17 protein-coding genes are annotated in these 19,282 nt (G+C 64.1%); 10 read left to right on the forward strand and 7 right to left on the reverse strand.

The genetic code is table 11. The features are described 5' to 3' along the window. Window positions 1-18: 18 nt before the first annotated feature. The 9 genes from G205_RS22455 (at window position 19) to G205_RS03470 (ending at window position 11,847) form a co-directional block, all read left to right on the forward strand. The gene (locus G205_RS22455) at window positions 19-933 is read left to right on the forward strand and encodes an ATP-binding cassette domain-containing protein (protein ID WP_235046764.1); all 915 of its coding nucleotides are present in this window, start codon (window positions 19-21) and stop codon (window positions 931-933) included. A gap of 37 nt (window positions 934-970) precedes the next feature. Beyond that, the gene (locus tag G205_RS03435) at window positions 971-2,041 is read left to right on the forward strand and encodes an ABC transporter permease (RefSeq protein ID WP_035751928.1); all 1,071 of its coding nucleotides are present in this window, start codon (window positions 971-973) and stop codon (window positions 2,039-2,041) included. Window positions 2,042-2,086: 45 nt separating this feature from the next. Further along, complete coding sequence (locus G205_RS03440) at window positions 2,087-3,037, forward strand: aldo/keto reductase (protein ID WP_009356751.1); 951 nt, start codon at window positions 2,087-2,089, stop codon at window positions 3,035-3,037. A gap of 42 nt (window positions 3,038-3,079) precedes the next feature. After that, on the forward strand, window positions 3,080-4,732 hold the full coding sequence (locus G205_RS03445) for a GMC family oxidoreductase (RefSeq protein ID WP_009356752.1): 1,653 nt from the start codon (window positions 3,080-3,082) through the stop codon (window positions 4,730-4,732). Between the two features lie 38 nt (window positions 4,733-4,770). Further along, on the forward strand, window positions 4,771-5,484 hold the full coding sequence (locus tag G205_RS03450) for a gluconate 2-dehydrogenase subunit 3 family protein (RefSeq protein ID WP_009356753.1): 714 nt from the start codon (window positions 4,771-4,773) through the stop codon (window positions 5,482-5,484). 149 nt (window positions 5,485-5,633) lie between these two features. Continuing rightward, window positions 5,634-6,626 (forward strand): LacI family DNA-binding transcriptional regulator, encoded by a 993-nt coding sequence (locus tag G205_RS03455; RefSeq protein ID WP_009356754.1) that lies wholly within the window; start codon window positions 5,634-5,636, stop codon window positions 6,624-6,626. Between the two features lie 177 nt (window positions 6,627-6,803). Then, window positions 6,804-7,895, forward strand: a complete 1,092-nt coding sequence (locus G205_RS03460) for a nitrilase-related carbon-nitrogen hydrolase (protein WP_009356755.1) — start codon at window positions 6,804-6,806, stop codon at window positions 7,893-7,895. A gap of 203 nt (window positions 7,896-8,098) precedes the next feature. After that, a complete protein-coding gene (locus G205_RS03465; protein ID WP_009356756.1) occupies window positions 8,099-9,832 on the forward strand; it encodes an ABC transporter ATP-binding protein in 1,734 nt (577 codons plus the stop codon). Next, window positions 9,829-11,847 carry an ABC transporter ATP-binding protein gene (locus tag G205_RS03470; protein ID WP_009356757.1) on the forward strand — a complete coding sequence of 673 codons (2,019 nt, stop codon included), beginning with the start codon at window positions 9,829-9,831 and terminating at the stop codon, window positions 11,845-11,847. Before G205_RS03465 ends, G205_RS03470 begins: the two co-directional genes overlap by 4 nt. Window positions 11,848-11,928: 81 nt before the next feature. On the opposite strand, the gene G205_RS03475 is transcribed toward G205_RS03470, so the two are convergent. Together G205_RS03475 and G205_RS03480 are read right to left on the reverse strand one after the other, a co-directional pair. Then, window positions 11,929-13,290, reverse strand: coding sequence for an aspartate aminotransferase family protein (locus G205_RS03475; protein ID WP_009356758.1), 1,362 nt, complete (start codon window positions 13,288-13,290; stop codon window positions 11,929-11,931). A gap of 29 nt (window positions 13,291-13,319) precedes the next feature. Further along, on the reverse strand, window positions 13,320-14,378 hold the full coding sequence (locus G205_RS03480) for a phosphotransferase (protein WP_009356759.1): 1,059 nt from the start codon (window positions 14,376-14,378) through the stop codon (window positions 13,320-13,322). Window positions 14,379-14,632: 254 nt separating this feature from the next. Between G205_RS03480 and G205_RS03485 the strand changes: the two genes are divergently transcribed. After that, window positions 14,633-15,307 carry a haloacid dehalogenase type II gene (locus tag G205_RS03485; RefSeq protein WP_009356760.1) on the forward strand — a complete coding sequence of 225 codons (675 nt, stop codon included), beginning with the start codon at window positions 14,633-14,635 and terminating at the stop codon, window positions 15,305-15,307. 56 nt (window positions 15,308-15,363) lie between these two features. On the opposite strand, the gene G205_RS03490 is transcribed toward G205_RS03485, so the two are convergent. From G205_RS03490 to G205_RS22030, 5 genes are all read right to left on the reverse strand, one after another. Further along, the gene (locus tag G205_RS03490; RefSeq protein WP_009356761.1) at window positions 15,364-16,038 is read right to left on the reverse strand and encodes a GntR family transcriptional regulator; all 675 of its coding nucleotides are present in this window, start codon (window positions 16,036-16,038) and stop codon (window positions 15,364-15,366) included. A gap of 167 nt (window positions 16,039-16,205) precedes the next feature. After that, window positions 16,206-17,129 (reverse strand): ABC transporter substrate-binding protein, encoded by a 924-nt coding sequence (locus G205_RS03495; protein ID WP_009356762.1) that lies wholly within the window; start codon window positions 17,127-17,129, stop codon window positions 16,206-16,208. 341 nt (window positions 17,130-17,470) lie between these two features. Further along, entirely contained in the window at window positions 17,471-18,001 is a 531-nt protein-coding gene (locus tag G205_RS03500) for a class II aldolase/adducin family protein (protein ID WP_338058366.1), read from the reverse strand. Continuing rightward, a complete protein-coding gene (locus G205_RS22025; RefSeq protein ID WP_009356764.1) occupies window positions 17,983-18,453 on the reverse strand; it encodes a nucleotide-binding domain containing protein in 471 nt (156 codons plus the stop codon). The genes G205_RS03500 and G205_RS22025 overlap by 19 nt, the downstream gene beginning before the upstream one ends. Further along, window positions 18,450-19,265 (reverse strand): four-carbon acid sugar kinase family protein, encoded by an 816-nt coding sequence (locus G205_RS22030; RefSeq protein ID WP_009356765.1) that lies wholly within the window; start codon window positions 19,263-19,265, stop codon window positions 18,450-18,452. The genes G205_RS22025 and G205_RS22030 overlap by 4 nt, the downstream gene beginning before the upstream one ends. Window positions 19,266-19,282 lie beyond the last annotated feature (17 nt).

A 19,282-nucleotide genomic window follows, 5' to 3' on the forward strand; every position in this document is an offset into this window, starting at 1 on the left:
TTATACATTTCGCACCGCATGGACGAGCTGTTTTCGCTCTGCGACGCCGTGACAGTGCTGCGCGATGGCGTAAACGCCGCGGATCTGAAGACAGCAAACTCCAGGCCCGCCGACGTCGTCACGGCAATGGTCGGGAAGAGCCTTGAAGGGTCCATTGCTGAAGCTGCCCTCCGTGGGGAACGCTCGCCCAGCCTCGGCGCCGGAGCAAAGGAGAGCATCATCCTCTCCGCCCGCGACCTCTCCGAGCAGGGGTACGTGGACAAGGTGTCGTTCGAGCTGCGTGAAGGCGAGGTACTCGGCATCTCGGGGCTCATCGGCAGCGGCCAGTCAGAGCTGGCTGGCCTGATCGCGGGTGCGCGGAGGCGGACTTCCGGTGAAATCCGCGTCGATGGAAAAGCGGTGGACTTCCGCGCCCCCCGTGACGCGATCCACCGCGGGATCGGACTGCTGCCGCAGGACCGCAAGGCAGCGGGCTTCATCCCGGACATGGGCGTCGCCGGCAACATCACGCTGGCCAGCCTGCCCCAATTCAGCCGGCTGAGCGTGATCCAGTCACGGCGGGAACGTGCTGTGGCCGGGGATATGGTGGCCCGGCTCGGCATGAAGGTATCCGGAGTGCATCAGCCCCTCAAGACACTGAGCGGGGGAACCCAGCAGAAAGCCATCCTGGCCCGTTGGCTTGTCCGCCAGTCACGCATCCTCGTGTGCGACGAACCAACCCGTGGCGTGGACGTTGGGGCGAAGGAAGACATGTACGAGCTCATCCGCGAGTTCGCGCAGGCCGGAGGAACCGTCGTCGTCGCGAGCTCAGAGATCACGGAGGCGATGATGTGCGACCGCGTCCTCGTGATGGCGCGCGGCCAGGTCGTCGCCGAACTCGACCATGACGAGATCGACCCGTCCGGCAACGCCATCCTTGAGCGCTTCGCCTGACGGCCCCGTCAAACAGTTTCTATTCAGGAGAACTACCATGTCCCGGACCTTGTCGTCCCTGCCACCAACGAGTGGCACCCCTTCCCCGTCCCCATCGCCATCAGCCGGCATCGGCTCCCGCCTGCGGGGCAGCGCCCTCCGCGCCCTGCCAAAGAGCTACCTGATCCTTGTGCTCCTCGCGATCATCGCGGTGGGCTACTACGTCTCCGACGACTTCCTGACGTTCCGCAATGCTGAAAACGTGATCACTGCCGCCTCGATCGTCGTCGTGCTGGCGATCGGCCAATACTTCGTCATCCTGACCGGCGGCATCGACCTCTCCGTAGGCTCGATCCTGGCGATGTCCACGGTACTTACGGCACTGACCCTGCAGTCCGGGATGCCCGCCGGCGCGTCCGTCGTGTTCGTGCTTGCCTGCTGCGCTGCCGCCGGACTGATCAACGGCATCCTCGTCGTTTGGTTGAACATCCCTCCGTTCATTGCGACGCTCGCCATGATGAGCGCCGTCAAGGGCTTCAGCTACATCATCCAGTCAACAAGCCTGATCGAGATCAAGGACCAGTGGATCATTGAGGCCTTCTCCCGCGGAAGCTTCCTCGGTATTCGCAACCCCGTCCTGATCTTCATCATTGTGGCCGTGATCGCGGCGCTCGTGGCCAAGTACAGCACATTCGGCCGCTCGCTTTACGCGATTGGCGGCAATCCTGAAGCCTCGCGGCTTTCGGGCCTGCCTGTGGCGCGGAACCTGATCATCACCTACACAATCTCCGGCGTGCTCGCCGGCCTGGCAGGCCTGGTCGCCGCCGCCCAGCTGCGGCAGGGAAGCTCACTCATCGGCGTAGGTTACGAACTCGACGCCATCGCAGCCGTCGTCGTGGGCGGTGCCTCCCTCATGGGCGGCAAGGGCGATCCGCTGAACGCTGTGATCGGGGTGTTCATCCTGACCACCATCATCAACATCATGAACCTCGTCGGGATCTCCTCCGAGCCGCAGCTGGTCATCAAGGGCGCCGTGATCATCCTCGCCGTCTTCCTCTCCAGCGCGGGCGGCGTCCAGAGGATCTCCGGCTTCTTCGCCAAACATTTCCGGCGCACCCAGCCCGCATAACCACTGACTCATCGTCAACCCATTCAGCTTCAGAAAGCAGGAATCATGTCCACTCGCCCCTTCGGACGCACCGGCCTGACCGTCTCCGATATCTGTGTCGGCACCAGTGCGCTCGGCAGCTTTCCCGCCCAGTATGGTTACGAGGTCGATGAAGACACCGCCGTCGCCACGATCCACCGCGTCTTCGACGGGCCCTTCACGTTCATTGACACGTCGAATGAGTACGGCGGCGGTGCAAGTGAAGAGCGGATTGGCCGGGCCATCGCCGAGCGTGGTGGCATCCCCGAGGGATACGTCGTCGCCACGAAGGTCGATCCGCTTCCCGGCAGCACCGACTTCTCCGGGGACCGCGTGCGCCGGTCCGTCGAGGAGAGCCTCGAGCGCCTCGGGCTCGATAAACTCCAGCTCGTCTACCTGCATGACCCCGAGAAGATCTCCTTCGAAGAGGGGGTGGCCAAGGGAGGCCCGCTGGAAGCCCTCATCGATCTCCGGGACCAGGGTGTCATCCAGCACTTGGGCGTCGCCGGGGGCCCGATCGATCTGGAGCTGCAGTACCTCGCGACGGATGCGTTCGACGCCGTCATCAGCCACAACCGCTACACCCTCGTCGAACAGACCGCCGAGCCGCTCCTGGAGGACGCGGCCCGCCGCGGAGTCGCCTTCGTCAACGCCGCCCCGTTCGGCGGCGGGATGCTCGTCAAGGGGCCGAGGGCCGTCCCGCGGTACTGCTACGCGCCGGTGGACCAGGCGACAATCGACCGGGTCCTGCGCATGGAAGAACTGTGCGGCCAGCACGGCGTCCCGCTCGCCGCAGCTGCCCTGCAATTCTCGGTCCGTGATGACCGGGTGGCGTCCACCATCGTTGGGATGTCCCAGCCGAGCCGGGTCGAGGAAACCGTCCGACTGCTCAACCATGACATCCCCGAGGAACTGTGGGACCAGCTCCTGCCTCTTGCACGCGAGGGCCGGAACGGCATTGAAGCCGTGACTGTCTGACTGCCGGGGCGAGTCGCAGGAATTACGAAAGGAAACGAAGCAATGACCAGGAAGAAGCAGCCTGAGCCGGTAGATGTCGTCATCGTTGGTGCAGGCGCCGGCGGAGCCACCGCGGCAAAGGTGCTGTCGGAGGCCGGCCTGAAGGTAGTGGGCCTCGAGCGTGGGCCCTGGCTGAAGCCCGAGCACGCCTCGGGCGACGAACTCAAGTTCCTCAACCGGAACTTCATCTGGCAGGACCCGAAGACCAAACCGCGGACCTACCGCCCGAACGACAAGGTAGAGGCGGAAATCACCAACTTTTCCGCCACGCCGCAGGTCGTCGGCGGAGGCACCACCCACTGGGGTGGCATGGTTCCGCGCATGGCCGAGAGCGATTTCAAGCTGCGCAGCCTGCACGGCGATGTTCCGGGCGCAAGCCTGGTCGACTGGCCCATCTCCTATGACGAACTGGAGCCGTACTACACACGCGTTGAATGGGAGTTCGGCACGTCCGGTCTTGCCGGAGCGAACAAGTGGGAAGCGTGGCGCAGCCGCGGCTACCCCACCAAACCATCACCGCTGAGCCAGATTGGACGGACCTTCGCCACCGCGATGTCCAAGCTGGGTCATGGCACGTTCCCCATGCCGCAGGGCATGGTCACCGAACCCTACCGGGGGCGCCAGCCGTTCAGTGAGAACGGCTTCTGGCAGCAGTACCCGGACCCGGGAAGCGGCAAGTCATCCACGCTGATCAGTTTCATCCCGGACGCCATTGCGACCGGGCGCTACGACCTCCGCTCCGACTGCTATGTCAGCGAGATTCTCGTCGGCAAGGACGGCCGCGCCACCGGTGTCCGCTACCAGGACGAGGACGGCGACGAATTCGTCCAGCACGCGAAAGCGGTGATCGTCTGTGGCGGCGGCATCGAAACCCCGCGCCTGCTGCTCATGTCGAAGTCAGGGCTCTTCCCGGACGGCCTCGGCAACGGCAGCGGCATGGTGGGCAAGAACGCGACCTTCCATCAGTACTCATTCTCGGTGGGTTTGTTCGACCGTGAGGTCAGCGACCCGTTGTATGGGTGGGCGGGCCATTACATGAGCCTGTGTTCGTTCGACTTCTACGAGACGGACGAGAGCCGCGGCCACATCCTGGGGTCACTGATCTTCCCGTCCATGATCGGCCACCCGGTGAACTGGAGCTTCCCCGGCCGGCCTACCTGGGGCCAGGCAGCCAAGGACGCCGACCGCGAGTTTTTCAACCACAGCATGAAGATCGGTGTCCTCCTGCACGACCTGCCGGTGGAGGACAACCGCGTGGACCTTGACCCGAATGTCAAAGACGCATGGGGCCTGCCGGTAGCCCGGATTACGCACACTCCCCACTCCAACGACTTTGCCCAGGAACGCTGGCAGGTTGCCAAGAACGGGGAGATCCTCGAGGCTGCCGGGGCGAAGAAGGTCATTCCGGTCAACATGGAACGGATCACCGGCAACACCTCGCATGAACTGGGCACCGCCCGGATGGGCAATGATGCGGCGACGTCCGTCGTCGACCGCTGGTGCCGCTCGCACGAAGTACCCAACCTGTACGTTTTCGACGCGAGCTTCTTCCCCACGGCGACCGGTATCAACCCGGCCCTGACGATCATGGCGAATGCCTGGCGGTGCTCTGACCGCATCCTCCAAGTGGACCGCCATGGCTGGTCCGAAAACTGATTCGCACTTCACACAGGACACGAAAGGACAGATGTCATATGGGACAGGCTGAATGGGCTACGGTACCCATCTCAACGCGCGACGTCGACGGGCCGGTCTTCTTCACCGAGCACGAGTGGAACACCATCGAAGCGGCGTCGGCCCGGATTATCCCCACCGACCACCACCCGGGTGCACGTGAGGCCAGAGTGGTGCGCTTCATTGACCGGATGCTTGCGGGAACGCAGTTCATCTTCCCGGCTGCGGACGGCAACGGGTTCCTCCGGATGGAGGGCCGCGACGAGGCCGCATGGCAGGAGCGCATCAAGCAGCGCCGGGAGTTTTACCGCGAGGGCGTCGTGGAGTTGGACCGGTTGGCGAAAGAGCGTGCCGACGTCGAGTTCCTCGAACTGACGGAAGAAGACCAGGACGCAGTGCTTGAGACGCTGTCGGGTGCGGCGAAGCCACATGCTTTCTCGCTGGAGCACTCCGAGGTTGGCCTTGGGGGTGCGCCGGCAGGAAACCAGCCGGTCAACGAGGACTTCCTGGAGTTCTTCCCGCTGCTGGTGCTCAACACCCGGCAGGGGTTTTACGGCGACCCGGTGTACGGCGGGAACGAGAACCGCGTCGGTTGGGGTGTCATCGGCTTCGACGGGCCCCCGTCGCTGGCTTCAACCATGGACGGCAGCTACACCACCCGCAAGTACATGGTGGAGGGGGCCGAATGGCCGTACGACCAGCATCCCGAAGTCCTGCGGTACCGGCGTCCGTGACAGCTGGCGCGCCGACTGACGGCGCGTTCCGGGGCTCCTCGAGGGTAGCCGGGGATAATGGAGTGGTGTCCACGTCTCCCGCGCCTTCAGAAGCCCGCAACACCAATGGGCGCGGGGAGCGGCTGGCCTCCAGGTCAAAGGCTCCCCGGATGTCCGACGTTGCGCGGCTCGCCGGGGTGTCCCAGCAGACGGTGTCACGGGTTGTCAGGGGAGCGACCAATGTGGATCCGGACATACGCCAACGCGTCGAGCACGCAATAGCGCAACTCCGGTACCGCCGGAATCCCGCAGCCGCCGCGCTCGCCAGCAACCGGACCATGACGATCGGTGTTGTCAGCTTCGAACTGTCGGTCCTGGGCCCAACGGTGGCCCTGTACGGTATTTCGGAGGAAGCCCGGCAACATGGCTACGCGACGCGTTTAGTCACGCTGGCCAGTCTCGAACGGCGGGATATCCGGGCTGCCTTCGAGTCCATCAATTCGGACACGGTAGACGGCATCATCGTGCTCGCGCCCCTGTTGGATGCGATCACGGTGCTCGAGGACCTCGACATCGGTGTCCCCGTGGTGACCTTCCAGCAAGGATCGCACCCAAGCCCCACAAGCGTTTCCGTTGACGAAGTGCGGGGCGCCCGGATGGTGGTGCGCCACTTGCTGGACCTCGGGCACGAAACAGTGTGGCACGTCCAAGGCCCGCCCGGATGGATGGCAACATCCGCCCGGGTCCAGGGATGGGCGGCGGAACTGGGGGCGGCTGGACGCTTCGTTCCAGCGCCGCTCGCAACGACCGATTGGTCCGCCGCGGAGGGATACCGCGCGGGACGTGAACTCGCCGCCAGGAAGGACGTCACGGCGGTCTTTGCCGCCAACGACCCCTTCGCGCTCGGAGTAATCAAGGCCATGGACGACGCCGGACGCAACGTACCGGGGGACGTCAGCGTGGTGGGGTTCGACGACGTCAAGGAAGCACCTTTCTTTCGGCCGGCACTGACGACCGTAAAGCTTGATTTCGAAGCCATCGGCCACATCGCCGTTGGCCGCATCCTCGCCATGATCAAAGAGGAAGCGGAGGGGGACATCCCCCTGCTTGAACCGCATCTGATACTCCGCGATACCACAGCGTCGCCGCGTAGCCGGCGCTGATACCGGGCGCGCCTGCCCACCATACCAGGGGCTGAACTCCCGGCCCCGGGACCCCAAGGGCTCCTGGCCCGTTTCTGAAAATCAATGACCTTCAGGTCTTGCAATTCCCTACCTAACCGGAATACCGTGAGTTAGCGCTAACTCAGGTACTCAAAGAAGAGAAAAGAGAGAAAAACAATGGTCGATCCATTTGTCGTCGTTGCGGTCTCGCCGCGGACAATCAATGTGAAGAATCCCGGTGACGGCGTAGCCAACGTCAAGCGCATCAACGAATTCATCGACACGGCTGTCATGGTCGGCCGCTGGGAGGGTTCTCCGGTCAAGCTGGTTGTCCTGCCGGAAATGGCAATCCAGGGCATGATCGCCAACACGCCTGGTAACCGCGAAAAGGAGCGCCACTTTGCCGTGACGATCCCTGGTCCTGAGACGGACGAGCTGGCGAAGAAGGCCGTGGAGCTCAATACCTACATCGCTGCTGAGCTGTACATGGTGAAGGATGAGGATTTCCCGGACCGCCACTTCAATGTCGCCTTTATCATCGATCCGCAGGGCGAAATTATCTACAAGCGTTACAAGGCCACCAGTGATGCCTACGAGGGCGGCATGCTTGGCAACATGAACCCGCACGACGTGTGGGACGAGTGGATTGAAAAGAAGGGCAATGGCAATGCAATGGACGCCATTTTCCCTGTCGCGAAGACCGAGATCGGCAACATCGGGTACGCCATCTGCCACGAGGGTGTCTACCCCGAGGTGCCGCGTGGGCTGGCGATGAACGGCGCCGAAATCATTATCCGGGGCACCCTGATCGAGCCGGCCGTGCAGAACGGCATGTGGGAACTGCAGAACCGGGCGCACGCCATGTTCAACTCGGCGTATGTTGTCGCGCCGAACCTGGGGCCGGAAGTCCGTGAGGACGGGAGCATGCAGGACCTGTTTGGCGGTCAGTCCATGATCGTCGGTCCGCGGGGCCAGATCCTGACAAAGCAGCAGGGCTGGACGTCGGGTGACTCGTTCGTCTGCACCACGATCGACATCGAGGCGCTGCGCCGGGCCCGTGTCTCGAACGGCCTGTACAACCAGTTCAAGGACGTGCGTACAGAGCAGTATCGGGTTATCTACGACACCCCGATCTACCCGAAGAACCAGTACCTCGATGCCCCTCCCGGTGAGGACTGGCTGGCCCGGGAAGACTCAACCCGTGCTGCCAACATCGAGAAACTCATCGAGCGCGGAGTACTGACACCTCCGTCGGGCTACAAGGCCTAGATGGGGTGATTGGCCGGGGTGCGCTCTTCGCGCACCCCGGCCAATTCATGTCCTGGAATTGGTGAAGGAGGCTTGGGCATCCAAATACGCCCTGCGTGAACCGTCCCAACTTCCCGCCCCGGGCACGGCTTCACGCCCAGCCAGCAGTCGTAAACTGACCCTCGCACCACGTTTGTGGACAGTCCGTCAGCCGGGAGCCGCCCATGCTCTGGAAACTGCTTATTGAATACCTGCGGCCGCACCGCAAGCTGCTGGCCGCCGTCGTGGTTTTCCAGCTGGCGCAGTCCATCGCGTCGCTGTACCTGCCCACCCTGAACGCGGACATCATCGACGACGGCGTGGCCACCGGGGACACCGGCGTCATCCTCCGGCTCGGTGCACTGATGCTCGGCATCACGCTGCTGCAGATCGCCTGCGCCATCATCGCCGTCTACTTCGCCGCGAAGGCCGCCATGGGCGTGGGCCGGGACCTCCGGAACGCCATCTTCACCAGGGTGGGGGAGTTCTCCGAGCAGGAGGTCACCAGGTTTGGCGCGCCCAGCCTCATCACACGGTCCACCAACGACGTTCAGCAGGTCCAGCAGCTGGTCCTGATGTCCGCCACCATGCTGGTCACCGCCCCCATGCTCAGCATCGGCGGCGTGATCATGGCCATCCGGCAGGACGTGCAGCTGTCTTGGCTGATCGCCGTCGCCGTCCCGGTGCTGCTCATCGCCGTCGGCCTGATCACCGCCCGGATGGTGCCGCTGTTCCGCAAGATGCAGAAGCGGATCGACACCGTGAACCGGGTCCTCCGCGAGCAGCTCACCGGCATCCGCGTGGTCCGCGCCTTCGTCCGCGAGGACATCGAGACCGCGCGCTTCGCCTCCGCCAACGAGGACGTCACGGACACCGCCCTGCGCGCCGGCCGGCTCATGGCGCTCGCATTCCCCGTGGTGATGCTGGTCCTGAACGTCTCCAGCGTGGCCGTGATCTGGTTCGGCGCGTTCCGCATCCAGGACGGCTCCATGCAGGTGGGCACGCTGATCGCCTTCCTCAGCTACCTGCTGCAGATCCTGATGTCCGTCATGATGGCCACGTTCATGGCCGTGATGATCCCGCGCGCGGCCGTCTCCGGCGACCGGATCGGCGAGGTGCTGCGGACCGAATCCAGCGTCCGCCCGCCGCAGCGCCCCGTCACCACAAGAGTCCGCAACGGCGAGCTGGAAATGCGCGACGTCGGATTCGCCTACCCGGGTGCCGACCAGCCGGTCCTCACCGGCATCAGCTTCACCGCCAAGGCAGGGCAGACGACCGCGATCATCGGCAGCACCGGCTCCGGCAAGACCACCCTGGTGAACCTCATGCCCCGGCTGTTCGACGCCACCACCGGCTCGGTGCGGATCGACGGCGTGGACGTCCGCGAGCTGCACCCGGACCTGCTCTGGGGGCACATCGGCCTGGTCCCGCAGCGGCCCTACCTGTTCAGCGGCACCGTCCGCAGCAACCTGCTCTACGGCAAACCGGACGCCACCGAGGACGAGCTCTGGACCGCCCTGGAAATCGCCCAGGCCAAGGAGTTTGTGGAGCGGATGGACGAGGGGCTGGACGCGCCCATCAGCCAGGGCGGCACCAATGTCTCCGGCGGGCAGCGGCAGCGGCTGGCCATTGCCCGGGCCCTGGTGAAGCGGCCCGAGCTGTACATCTTCGACGATTCCTTCTCGTCGCTGGACACCGGCACCGATGCCCGGCTCCGGCAGGCCCTCAAGCGCAGCACCGCCGGCGCCACGCTGGTGATCATCGCGCAGCGCGTGTCCAGCATCGTGGACGCGGACCAGATTTTAGTGCTCGACGACGGCAGGATCGTGGGGCGCGGAACGCACAGTGAGCTGCTGGAGACGTCCGAAACCTACCGCGAGATCGTGTCCTCCCAGCTGGCGGCGGAGGAGACGGTATGAGCCGCCAGACCTCTCCCGGACCCGGCACCAAAGCCGCGCCCGCCTCCGCACCAGGAGGCACCGCCGTCGTACGCATCCCGCGTCCGGCAGGCGGCCCGGGGCGCGGCGGACCGTTCGCGGGGATGAACGTCCCGGCGGAGAAGGCGATGAACTTCTGGCCGTCCGCCAAGCGGCTGCTGGGGAAGCTGCGGCCGGAGCGGGCGTGGCTGCTGATGGTGTTCGTGACGGCGGTGGCCGGGGTGGCGCTGTCCGTGATCGGGCCGCGGCTGCTGGGGGAGGGCACCAACCTGATCTTCGCCGGCGTCGTTTCCCGCGAGCTGCCGGCCGGGGCGAGCAAGGAGCAGGTGATCGCGCAGCTGCGCGCCTCCGGGGAGGGGCAGCGCGCGGACATGCTCAGCGCCATGAACCTGGTGCCGGGGCAGGGGATCGACTTCGCTGCGCTGGGGAGCGTGCTGACCTGGGCGCTGGTGCTGTATGTGCTGTCGTCGGCGTTCATGTGGGTTCAGGCGTATGTGCTGAACGGGGTGGTGCAGCGGACGGTGTTCGGGCTGCGCGGGGAGATCGAGGCGAAGATCCACCGGCTGCCGCTGCGGTACTTCGACTCGATCCAGCGCGGCGAGCTGCTCAGCCGGGTCACGAACGACGTGGACAACATTTCGCAGAGCCTGCAGCAGACCATCAGCCAGGCGGTCACGTCCGTGCTGACGGTGCTGGGCGTGCTGGTGATGATGGTGATCCTTTCGCCCACGCTGGCGCTGATTGCGCTGGTGACCATTCCGCTGACGCTGGGGATTACGGCGCTGATCGCCAAGCGCTCGCAGAAACTGTTCGTGGCGCAGTGGAAGCACACGGGGGAGCTGAACGGGCAGATCGAGGAGACGTACACCGGGCATGCTCTGGTGAAGGTGTTCGGCCGGCAGCAGGAGGTGGGGGAGCGGTTCCGGCAGAAGAATGCGGAGCTGTATGACGCCAGTTTCGGGGCGCAGTTCATTTCCGGGCTGATCATGCCGGCCATGACGTTCATCGGGAACCTGGTGTACGTGGGGATCGCCGTGGTGGGCGGCCTGCAGGTGGCGTCCGGGGCGATGCAGCTGGGCGACGTGCAGGCGTTCATCCAGTACTCCCGGCAGTTCACCATGCCGCTGGCGCAGCTGGGGTCCATGGCGAACGTGCTGCAGTCCGTGGTGGCCTCGGCGGAGCGGGTGTTCGAGCTGCTGGATGAAGAGGAGGAATCTGCGGAGCCTGCTGCTTCTGTTGGGCCGGTGTTCGGGCGGGGGCGGCTGGTTTTCGAGGACGTGTCCTTCTCGTATTCGACGGACAAGCCGCTGATTTCTTCTCTTTCTCTGGTTGCGGAGCCGGGGCAGACCGTGGCGATTGTGGGGCCCACCGGGGCCGGCAAGACCACGCTGGTGAACCTGATGATGCGGTTCTACGAGCTGGATGCGGGGCGGATAACGCTCGACGGCGTGGACGTCACCTCGGTGCCGCGGCGCGAGCTGCGCTCGCGGATGGGGATGGTGCTGCAGGATACGTGGCTGTTCGGCGGGACCATCCGGGACAACATCGCGTACGGGCGGCCTTCGGCTACCGAGGACGAGATTCTCGAAGCGGCCCGGGCGACGTACGTGGACCGGTTTGTGCGGTCACTGCCCGAGGGGTACGACACGGTGCTGGAGGACGAGGGCGGCAACGTGTCCGCGGGGGAGAAGCAGCTCCTGACCATTGCGCGGGCGTTCCTGGCCCGGCCTTCAGTGCTGATCCTGGATGAGGCGACGTCTTCGGTGGATACCCGGACGGAGGTGCTGGTGCAAAAGGCGATGAGTGCCCTGCGGTCCGACCGGACTTCTTTTGTGATCGCCCACCGCCTGTCCACGATCCGCGACGCCGACCTCATTCTGGTGATGGAGGCCGGCCAAATCGTGGAGCAGGGCACGCACGCCACACTGCTCGCTGCGGGCGGGGCGTATGCCCGGCTGTACGAGGCACAGTTCGCGGCTCCTGTGGCGGAGGTTTGACCGGCGGGGGTACCGCCCGGTGGGCGGCACCCCCGCGGTGGCATCGACGCCAGGATGTCATGCGCTTTCCGGAACCGGCGTCTAGCGCAGCCTCTTGAAGGCGCGGCCGATTCCGTCCAGGAGGCGGTCGGCGTCGTTGCTGGAGAAGGGCATTGGCGGCCGGAGTTTCAGGACGTTTCCTTGGGCTCCGCAGGCGGAGATGAGGATCCGGTCTTCGCGGAGGGCGTTCACGATGCCGGCGGCGGCGTCGCCGTCGGGTGTGAGCGAGGACCGGTCGGTGACGAGGTCAACGCCGATGAAGAAGCCGCTGCCGCGGACTTCCGCGACCTGGTCCAAGTCCTGGGCGAGGTCCTCCAGTCCGGTGATGATCTGCTCGCCCACCTTCAAGGCGTTGTCGATCAGGGATTCCTCGCGGATCACGTCCAGGACGGCCTGGGCGGCTGCGACGGCCACCGAGTTGCCGCCGAATGTGTTGAAGTAGCGGATGTTCCTGCCGAACTCCACGAGCAGTTCCGGTTTGAAGATGGCTGCAGCAACGGGGATGCCGTTACCCATGGGTTTGCCGATGGTGACGATGTCCGGGACGATTCCGTGGCGCTGGAAGCCCCACCATTCCTGGCCGGTCCGGCCGAAGCCTGGCTGCACTTCATCGGCGATGTACAGGCCGCCGGCGGCGTGAACCTCTTCGATGATCGGCCGGAGGAAGCCCGCCGGGCCGGCGAAGACGCCGTCGGAGGAGAAGATGCTGTCGGCGATGAAGGCCGCCAGCCCGATGCCGTGCCGGTGGAGGTCAGCGATGGCTGCACGGACCTGGTTCCGGAGGTGGTCCTCGAGGGAACGTTGATCCGACGAGTAGCGCAGGGCGTCCGGGGCGTCGATGACGCGCACGTTCGCGCCAAGGGGCACGCCGATACCCAGGGACGGCGAGAAGGAGGCGACCTCCGCCGTCAGGCCGTGGTACGCGCCGGAGGTGACGATGATGCCCTGGTTTCCGGTGGCGTACTTTGCCACGCGCATGGCGAGGTCGTTGGCCTCGGACCCGGTGCAGGTGAACATGACATGGCCAAGCTCGGCGGGAAACGTGGACAGGAGGTCCTCGGAGTAATCAAGGATGGATTCCTGGACGTAACGGGTGTTCGTGTTCAGCGTCTGCATCTGTTCGTGGACAGCGGCGATGACCTTAGGGTGGCAGTGGCCCACCGAGGGGACGTTGTTGTAGACGTCCAGGTACTCATTTCCGTCCCGGTCGAATAGTTTGACGCCCTCGCCCCGGAGAACTTCCAGGGGTGTGTCGTAGAAGAGCCGGTACCCGGGCCCGAGGCTCTGGTCCCGGCGTCGAATGTTCTTCTGGATCTCGTCCGGGAGCTCATCGATGCGGGTGGGGTCAAAGCCGTTGACCATGGCCTTGGAAGGCTTGCGGATGCTCTGGATTGTATTGCTCATCATTTCTCCTTGACGGCTGGCGGGTCTGATCAGGGTGTGAAAGGGCAGTTCGGTGCAGGGGCTGCGCCGGTGGAGGCGAGCCGGTCCCAGTCCGGTTTCGAGTGGGAGAGGAGATAGTCGCGCCTTTGGGGCAGATGGCTTGCCCGCCACTGCGTAATCAGTGCCCGCAGCAGGAGGCGGGCCTGGGCCGAGACCACCAGGGCTTCAAACTCCTGTCCCGGCAGCGGGCTGACGCTTTGGTATCCGTCCAGGACGGAGAGTGCGCGCTCCCAGGGGTTTCGGGGATCTGCCCCCAACAGGTTGGCCATGGTCACGCTGACGTCGAAGATCACCGGGGTTCGCACCACGTCGCCGAAATCGATAATGCCCGTCACGTAGGCCGGACTGTTGGGGTCGACGAGGACATTGAACGGGCTGAAGTCCCCGTGGACAACCTGCGAGGGAAGGGTGTCCAGGTGTGGAACTACTGTGGCGTCGAACTGGTCAAAAACGTCCTCGGCCAGGGAGCGCTTTTCCCTGTCATCCAGATAGCCAAGAAGCGGCCGCATCCTATGGAAGTGCTTAAGGTCCCAGAGGAGCAATCGGTCTGCCCGCGGATGGTCAAAGTCCTGCAGGGCAAGGCCCACGCGGGCGAGGCTTGAGCCCACCAGCTGGAACTGGCCGGCAGACGCATCGTGTTTGGCCAGTAACTCTCCCGGCATGAAGCGCATCACCCGAAGCACCCTGTCGAAGGGCCCGGTAGGCGCCGGGATGAGGACTTCCGCGGCTCCGCCAAGGCTCCTGACAAGGCGTTGGACCGGCAGGTCAGGGGCGGTCCGCTCAAGGTGGACCATGCACGCTGTCTGCAGTTGGACAATCCCCGGGTCCTCCTCAGGTGAGGAAACCTTCACCAGAAAGGTTTCGTCTCGGCCTTGGAGGCGGAACGTCTCGTCCTTTTCAGTGGGAATCCGCACGAGTTTCCCCTGCAGCCCATAAGAGCTCTCGAGGAGTCGCTTCACGGTCGAGTCAGTGAGCTGCGACTGCTCCGCCAGGAGTCCGCTTTCTGCAACCACGGCATCGAAAAACTCGGAGTCGGTGCGGACGTCCATGGCTCTGGGCTCCTGTCGGTTGGAAGGGGATGTCGAAGTAAATGCTCTACTGTTCAACAGTTCTGCAAAGCAGTATGGCATGCTTGTTGAGTCTCCGCAACGGAATGTCCAGCAGAACTACTGTTGAACTGTTGACAATTTTGCGTGCTGAGTTTTAAAGTCGTTCTATGAGCGGGCTCCCCTTGGAGGACCGCATTGAATATCATTCATCCGCCCTGTGCAGGGCCGCCTCCATCTCAACGAACGGACAAAGCATGGCTGACAACAACTCCCGGCCGAAGTACATCTCCTTCGATATCTACGGCACGCTGATCAACTGGGACACGGATTCGACGACCCGCCGCCTGCTCGCGGGCCGGCTGCCAGAGGAGCAGTGGCCGGCGTTCAAGAAGGTCTTCCGCGGGTACCGGTTCGACGGGGTCCTCGGCGATTACAAGCCCTACGAGGAGATCCTCCAGAATTCCTTTGACCGCGTTTGCAGGTTCTTTGGCATTGGCCCCACTCCCGGCGCCGGCGCGGAGTTCGCTGAGACCGTCCGCGGCTTCGCTGCCCACGATGACGTGCCGGCCCCGCTGAAGCTTATGGGCGACAACTACAAGCTGGTGGCCCTGTCCAACGCGGACGACAGCTTCCTGGACATCAGCATCCCCAAGCTGGGTGCGAACTTCCATGCCGTGCTGACTGCTGAGCAGGCGCAGGCGTACAAACCGCGCTACCAGGCGTTCGAATACATGCTGGACACCTTGAACGCCAAGCCGGAGGACTTCCTGCACATTGCCTCACACACCCGCTACGACATGCATCCGATGCACGACATGGGCTTCCGCAACCTCTGGGTGCTGGACCGTGGGTATGACCCCATCACCGGCGGCTATGACTACAAGTCGGTCAAGTCCCTGGATGAGATCAACCGGCATCTCGGCCTCTAGTTCCAGCCGACCAGAACACAAGAGTAAAGACCGCGGCCCCAAGGCCGCGGTCTTTTTTATGTTGTTGAATGCCTCTTCGCGATAACGTCGCGGATCGATTCGCGGTACTGGATGATCGTGTCCGAGATGACCTTTTCCGCCAGGGCGGGGTCGCGGGAGTCAAGCGCGTCCACGATGTTCTGGTGCTCTGCTTCGAGTGAGTCCGGGTCCTCGTATTCGTGGTGCTCAATCGAAAGCACAAACATGAAGTACCGCAGTTCGGTCACCAGTTGCTGGTAGAACGTCCTCAACTTCTGGCTTCCGAGGATTCCCACGATGGCGCTGTGGACTGCAAGGTCCTTTTCGACAATTTTGAAAGGGTCTCCACTTTTCAGCACTGCCCGGAACTCCTCCATGGCGGCGTGCACCTCATCGAGGGACGTGCTCTCGGAGATGCTCCGCGCGGCCGTGGTTTCCAGATGGTAGCGGGCGTTGTAGACGTCCATGATTTCCGCGTCCGTGGGGTCCCAGACGATGGCTCCCTGGTTTGCCCGGTGGCGGATAAGGCCGCCTGCCTGGACGATACGGACCGCCTCGCGGACCGTATTCCTGGAGAGGCCGAGGTTCTCGGCGAGAAGGCTCTCCCGCAGGCGTTCACCGGGCTTGAGTCCACCGCTGAGGATCATGGCTGTGAGCCCGTCCGCAACCTGCTGCACGGTGGACGAGTGCACTATCTTGATCTGCTCAACCATGCGTCTCATCGTACAGGTGTGGTCAACTGTAGGGCAGTGGATCATCTCGGAGTAATTTCAGAGTCGTTGCCCGTCGAGGAGCCTGCTCCGAACACGCCAACGGGTCCGGAGCCAAAGCCGTGGCTTCAACTCCGGACCCGTCCCGCTTGGGGCGGCTGCTAGCCCCCTTAGCGGATAGCGGCTTCAGAAATCGCGGATTCGCCCAATCCCCAGTACTCAAGGGATTCCTTGTACTCCGGGCTCTCAAGGACCGACTGGATGGCTGCCTGCAGGGCCGGCGTCAAGGGTGATCCCTTCTTCAGCCCCATGGCAACGTTGGTATTCGTCCGGGTATCCATCCTGGGCTGCAGGATGGCGAAGTGGTCGGGCTGCTGGGCGTCGGCCCACGCCAGGCCGCTCGCGTCGTAGAAGACGCCGTCGATCCGTTTCGAGTCAAGCTGTGTCAGAGCTTCCTGGACGTTGGGCAGGGTGATGGCGTTGATGGCCGGCTGCCCCTTTTCCTCGCACGTCCACTTGGAAACGTTGGGCAGGTGCTTGAGCTGCTGCGTGGAGCCCTTGGTCACGCCGATGTTCCTGCCGCAAAGGGTGTCGTTGGTCAGGTTGAGGGGATTGCCTTTCGGTACCGCCACGGCCGAGCCGCCCTTGAGGTAGTTGATCATGTCCATGACCTTCAGGCGCTCCTCCGTGGCGGACATGGTGGTGGCAGTGAAGTCGAAACGGCCGCCGTCGATGCCGGGGACGATCGTGTCGAACGCCGTGTTTTCGAACTTCAGCTTCAGCCCCAGCTTTTTTGCCACCAGGCGGGCCAGATCCGGATTCACTCCAATGGGTGTTGAGTTGTCTTCTGCTAGGAAGGTCATGGGCGGGGAACTCAGATCCATCGCGACCGTAAGTTCGCCCTTGGCCTTGTAGGACTCAGGCAGCAGGGCAACCGCCTCCGCATCCGGTTGGACATTTTCTGAGATGTCACGGGTGTTTTGCGTCTTGGGAATGTCTGTTGCCTCGGTGCCCGTGGCCGCGCCGCCACAAGCGCTCAGGGTTAGCAGGACTGCGAGCCCGGCGGCCACCGTCTGGATCTTGTTTTTGGCCATTATGTGCTTCCCTTCAATGGGTTCAGCGGCAAGTGCCGGCTGAAGGTGAAGTTTCTATCTATGCCTGCCGCTCGCAACATCGAGCGGCATCACGAGGGTGGCAATCCCTGCTTCGCGCGGGATGTGATTCAGCTCTCGTTCCAGTCACTAATAAAACTCCGCTTCACCACAATTGTCAACAGTAGAACAGTTGAGCTTTGGGGGTCGAGGGCACGATTGTTTCTGCTGCTAGAAGCGAGTGGCACAAAGGGCGGCCACCTGGGCGGGCTGAAGGGGGCGGGTGGCGTGGCCATTCAGGAGAAAGAACAGGCGTGCCGTTTCCTCCACTTCCTCAACAGCGTTCACTGCCTGTGCCAGGGTCGGCGCGGAGACGATGGTCCGTGGTTTGCCAGCAGCAGGGCGCGGCTGGATGCTGCAGCTTCCTGGGCCGCCCCGGCCAACCCCTGGTCTCCGGGTGCGAAGTACGGCAGCCGGACCAGCCGTCCCACACTCATAACGAAGTAGGCCGTGAGGGGTGGCAGGACGTCATCGTCGTCCAGGCCGTCCAGACATGAAAGGGCGGTGGCGTAGGTCGAGTGCAGATGGACGGCGGCGTGGTCCTGCGGGCGCACCCGATACATGGCCAGGTGCAGGAAAGCCTCCTTGGACGGCCGTGCTCCGGACAGGTGCTCGCCGGCGTCGGAGACCAGTGCCAGGTCGTCTGTTCGAAGTTCCCCCAGGGAAGCGTTGGTGGGGGTGACCAGTATGCCGCCTTCCACGCGTGCACTGAGGTTTCCGGATGTGCCCCGGGTCAAGCCTCTTTGATGCAGGGACCTGGCCAGCCGGACGAGTTCGTTGCGGCTCTCCGAGTGGTTCATCGGTTGTGGTCCCATGCGTCGAGGAAGAGTTCCGGGGTTCCAAGGTTCCCCGATTTGAGCAGGATGGACAGCCCGGGGCTGGTCTCCGTTGCCAGCCAAGGCACGCCCGGGGAGACTTCCCTGCCCACGCGGGCGGTGGTGATGCCAAGTCTGCGCACAACGGCGCCGGACGTCTCCCCGCCGGCCACAATCAGCTGCCGGCAACCAGAGGCGACAAGTCCTTCCGCGATCGTGGACAGGCTGCTTTCGGTAATCTCGGCAGCCCGGGCCTTACCCAGCTGTTTCTGCGTCCGCGCTACCTCCTCCGGGGTGGCCGTGGAATGGATCAGGATGGGGCCGTCCGGAATGTTCTCCCGCGCGAATTGCAGCGCCTCGGCCACCACATTTTGCCCTGCTGCGATGATGGCGGGGTCCACGACGAAGCAGGGGCGCAGCCGCCGGAAGGTGTCGATCTGGACGTTGGTCATCTCAGAGCAGCTGCCGGCAATGACCGCTGCCGGTCCCGTTGGCCGGGAGGCAGGAGCCGGTTCCGGTTGGCCGCTGATCCCCCGGGCAGCAGCCAGGCCTCCGACGAGCCTGATCCACCCGTGACAAGCGGGTGGTCAAGTACGGCGGCGCCCAGTACGGCCAGGTGGCCGTCGTTGAGAGTATCGACGACGGCGTATCCCGCTTTCGCGCTCAGGTTCTGGAACCGTGATCGAACGGCTGCCACGCCCGCCTCTATGGAGCTGTAGCCGACGCTGCCCACGGGGGTTGCCGTCTGGGCCTGCAGCAGCCGGAGCACATTGGAATCTGTCATCGGCGTGAGCGGGTGGTGGCGCATGGATGATTCCTGCAGGAGATCCGTTCCCGCGAACAGCACACCGTTGTACACGGTCCGCCCCAGCGCGGGGGTCCCGGGGGCGACCACCGTGATCTGGCCGTCCGGGACGAACTCGCTTCGCAGGGCGTCCGCCACGGGGCCGATATTGCCCTCCGAGGTCGAGTCGAACGTCGAGCAGTATTTGAAGTAAAGCTGCCGGACGCCCCGTGATGAGAGGGCGTGTGCCGCGGCACGGGACTGATCCACAGCTTCCGCGGCGGGCAGGCTGCGGGTCTTCAGCGAGACGACGATGCAATCAACATCGTGCAGCTGCATGGCTGGATCGGGGACGCCGAAGGTCTGGACCACGCGCATCCCGGCATTCACAAGGGTGCCGGCCACGTCGGAGGCGCCCGTGTAGTCGTCTGCGATAACTCCCAGCCAGGGGGCAAGGGCTTTCGTTGGGGTGTTGGGCATGGCTGGTTCCTTTCCGG

Origin of the sequence: Arthrobacter nitrophenolicus, from assembly GCF_000332815.1 — a bacterium.
Lineage (GTDB): Bacteria > Actinomycetota > Actinomycetes > Actinomycetales > Micrococcaceae > Arthrobacter > Arthrobacter nitrophenolicus.

Excerpts from the sequence above, each read along its gene's own strand:
- G205_RS22455 (WP_235046764.1), top strand. The coding sequence starts at position 19 with ATGGACGAGCTGTTTTCGCTCTGCGACGCCGTGACAGTGCTGCGCGAT.
- G205_RS03435 (WP_035751928.1), top strand. The coding sequence starts at position 971 with ATGTCCCGGACCTTGTCGTCCCTGCCACCAACGAGTGGCACCCCTTCC.
- G205_RS03440 (WP_009356751.1), top strand. The coding sequence starts at position 2,087 with ATGTCCACTCGCCCCTTCGGACGCACCGGCCTGACCGTCTCCGATATC.
- G205_RS03445 (WP_009356752.1), top strand. The coding sequence starts at position 3,080 with ATGACCAGGAAGAAGCAGCCTGAGCCGGTAGATGTCGTCATCGTTGGT.
- G205_RS03450 (WP_009356753.1), top strand. The coding sequence starts at position 4,771 with ATGGGACAGGCTGAATGGGCTACGGTACCCATCTCAACGCGCGACGTC.
- G205_RS03455 (WP_009356754.1), top strand. The coding sequence starts at position 5,634 with ATGTCCGACGTTGCGCGGCTCGCCGGGGTGTCCCAGCAGACGGTGTCA.
- G205_RS03460 (WP_009356755.1), top strand. The coding sequence starts at position 6,804 with ATGGTCGATCCATTTGTCGTCGTTGCGGTCTCGCCGCGGACAATCAAT.
- G205_RS03465 (WP_009356756.1), top strand. The coding sequence starts at position 8,099 with ATGCTCTGGAAACTGCTTATTGAATACCTGCGGCCGCACCGCAAGCTG.
- G205_RS03470 (WP_009356757.1), top strand. The coding sequence starts at position 9,829 with ATGAGCCGCCAGACCTCTCCCGGACCCGGCACCAAAGCCGCGCCCGCC.
- G205_RS03475 (WP_009356758.1), bottom strand. The coding sequence starts at position 13,290 with ATGAGCAATACAATCCAGAGCATCCGCAAGCCTTCCAAGGCCATGGTC.
- G205_RS03480 (WP_009356759.1), bottom strand. The coding sequence starts at position 14,378 with ATGGACGTCCGCACCGACTCCGAGTTTTTCGATGCCGTGGTTGCAGAA.
- G205_RS03485 (WP_009356760.1), top strand. The coding sequence starts at position 14,633 with ATGGCTGACAACAACTCCCGGCCGAAGTACATCTCCTTCGATATCTAC.
- G205_RS03490 (WP_009356761.1), bottom strand. The coding sequence starts at position 16,038 with ATGGTTGAGCAGATCAAGATAGTGCACTCGTCCACCGTGCAGCAGGTT.
- G205_RS03495 (WP_009356762.1), bottom strand. The coding sequence starts at position 17,129 with ATGGCCAAAAACAAGATCCAGACGGTGGCCGCCGGGCTCGCAGTCCTG.
- G205_RS03500 (WP_338058366.1), bottom strand. The coding sequence starts at position 18,001 with ATGGGACCACAACCGATGAACCACTCGGAGAGCCGCAACGAACTCGTC.
- G205_RS22025 (WP_009356764.1), bottom strand. The coding sequence starts at position 18,453 with ATGACCAACGTCCAGATCGACACCTTCCGGCGGCTGCGCCCCTGCTTC.
- G205_RS22030 (WP_009356765.1), bottom strand. The coding sequence starts at position 19,265 with ATGCCCAACACCCCAACGAAAGCCCTTGCCCCCTGGCTGGGAGTTATC.